Source organism: Myxococcus sp. CA039A (genome assembly GCF_013336645.1).
Lineage (GTDB): Bacteria > Myxococcota > Myxococcia > Myxococcales > Myxococcaceae > Myxococcus > Myxococcus llanfairpwllgwyngyllgogerychwyrndrobwllllantysiliogogogochensis.
Map to the genome: position 1 here is coordinate 1 of NZ_JABUMQ010000626.1, position 1,895 is coordinate 1,895.

The following is a 1,895-nucleotide window of genomic DNA, read 5'->3' on the forward strand; positions in this document are numbered from 1 at the left end:
TTTCTAAACAATTTGCATATAATCAAAACTGTCTAGTTTCCTTAGTCGGTGTTCCGCTTTTTGCGGCCCGGCTTTTTTGTTTGTAAACTGTCGATATCCCGGCAAATCTCATGTTGCCAATCCACGTCGTTGGTCATGCTGGCCATGAGCGAGAAGTTCTTTAGAAGCGCCTGCGTCCAGCAATGGTTTACTATCCAGTCGAGGCAAAGATCGAGTTCTCTTTGTTGCACCGGGTCCAAGCCGCGAGCCTTTTGTGTTACCCGCAATTGAGCGATGCGCTGAATGATCGGGCTGTCGCTTATTCCCACAAGGACCACCACCCATATGCTGCCAATACGCCGAGAGCGATCACGCACCACGGAGCCACATTATTGCGCCATTCCTGCAGTTTGGCCTCCCTGCGAATCCGTAACGCCTCGTCTTTGATCTTTACCATTTCCTGCTTTGCTTGGGTCAGGGCTTCGTCGTGCGGTTGGCCTGCTTGGATGTAACCCCGATATAGCCGGACGGTTTGCATTGCTGCCCATTCGCCGGTGCAGCTGGTACCCTCTACGGCTTCCTGTAAAATTTCTTCTCGGATGTGCTCCATGTAGCCATCTCTCCTTTTCGGTTTGTTGGTACAGTTTATGCACGGTTAACCGTGAAGTTGCATGTCCAACCGTGAAAATATAATTTTTTCTTTATTCGGCAAAACCTCTGATATTTCTTCAGAGGAAACGACAAAGGTGGTTGTGGAAGTAAATATCTAAAGGGAGTTGATCCACTTGAATTGTATTTGCCATATCAAGACTATCGCCACTCGGTTAGATGTAACGCAGTTGGAAATTGCTGAAGCTCTAGGCGTCAGCCGTAATACCATTACCGATTTATCACGGAACAAAAGTCTTCCGAACCTAGCTTTGGCCTATAAGATCGTGGACTTCTTTAATGCGCGGGCAAAAGAAAAAGGGATGGATATTCGGTGGACCGTTGAAGATATTTGGGAGCGGACAACGGAGCATGAAAAAGCCCCCGATTAGGTCAGGGGCTTTACGAGAATGGGTTCAACTTACTTCAATTCAATTTTTGTAGAAACTTCAGCGCCTAAACTCTTCAAATCATCGCCAAACGGACCGGCGATAAAGTATTCTATGTTCGTAATTGCAGCCAAGTCGCTTTTGGTTTCGAAAACAATATTCCCTTTCTTGATGACCTTGCCCATAAATTCGCCATCTACATGGTCAGAATGAATTAAGGCAGTTTCGATTTGTTCCTTGGTGTTAAGCACAAGTTTTCCCTGTGTCGGGTGCCAGTTTACTTTTTGGTCTGATGTATTTTCAACCTCTACGGCCAGCACAACGGCGCTGACGGGTTTGGAATACTCCATCTTCTTGTACGCCGGGTCAAGCGTTACTTTTGTAATTTTCATTTTCATTGGACCGCTAGACAGTTCTTTGCTCACGTCAAAACTCTTTACCAAACTGCTTTGCGCCTTTCCGATCAGAACGGTTTCCGTTTCGCCATCCCAACCAATCTCGACGCCTAGGGCTTCGCCAACGGCTCGCACCGGCAAGTAAGTAGAACCCTCGTATGTAATCGGATAGAGTGGCTTGCCCTCCTGGTCCTTGGCCTGCCATGCTTTGCCGTTCAATTGGATTTTGACGCCCATGTTCAGATAAGCCTTGATCTCCTCCAGGTTCGACGCCGCAAACGCGCCTACGGACATGGAAACTGCTACAATCGCTGAAACGAGCCCTGCTGTGACAAACTTCTTTTTCACCCTAAAACCCTCCTCGAAATTGGCAATATAATCCTTTTGTTATACGCAGGGCATAGAGAAAAGTTTCCAAAAACAAAAAAATCCCCGTCAGCCGAATAGGCCAGCGGGGGTTCGTCATTAAACCTCAACTCCGTTA

At 47.2% G+C, this 1,895-nt stretch carries 4 protein-coding genes; 1 reads left to right on the plus strand and 3 read right to left on the minus strand.

The genetic code is table 11. From position 1 onward, the window contains the following. Nucleotides 1-41: 41 nt before the first annotated feature. Both HR086_RS46510 and HR086_RS46515 read right to left on the minus strand, forming a co-directional pair. A complete protein-coding gene (locus HR086_RS46510; RefSeq protein WP_174468874.1) occupies nucleotides 42-308 on the minus strand; it encodes a hypothetical protein in 267 nt (88 codons plus the stop codon). Continuing rightward, entirely contained in the window at nucleotides 299-589 is a 291-nt protein-coding gene (locus HR086_RS46515; RefSeq protein ID WP_174468875.1) for a hypothetical protein, read from the minus strand. The genes HR086_RS46510 and HR086_RS46515 overlap by 10 nt, the downstream gene beginning before the upstream one ends. A gap of 175 nt (nucleotides 590-764) precedes the next feature. Here HR086_RS46515 and HR086_RS46520 point away from each other — a divergent pair, with 175 nt between their 5' ends. Further along, nucleotides 765-1,019 carry a helix-turn-helix transcriptional regulator gene (locus tag HR086_RS46520; protein ID WP_174468876.1) on the plus strand — a complete coding sequence of 85 codons (255 nt, stop codon included), beginning with the start codon at nucleotides 765-767 and terminating at the stop codon, nucleotides 1,017-1,019. A gap of 29 nt (nucleotides 1,020-1,048) precedes the next feature. On the opposite strand, the gene HR086_RS46525 is transcribed toward HR086_RS46520, so the two are convergent. Then, nucleotides 1,049-1,759, minus strand: a complete 711-nt coding sequence (locus HR086_RS46525; RefSeq protein ID WP_171450219.1) for a stalk domain-containing protein — start codon at nucleotides 1,757-1,759, stop codon at nucleotides 1,049-1,051. Nucleotides 1,760-1,895: the final 136 nt, after the last annotated feature.

What these genes read in the sequence shown, in the direction of transcription:
- HR086_RS46515 (WP_174468875.1), bottom strand. Translation starts at nt 589, where the DNA reads ATGGAGCACATCCGAGAAGAAATTTTACAGGAAGCCGTAGAGGGTACC.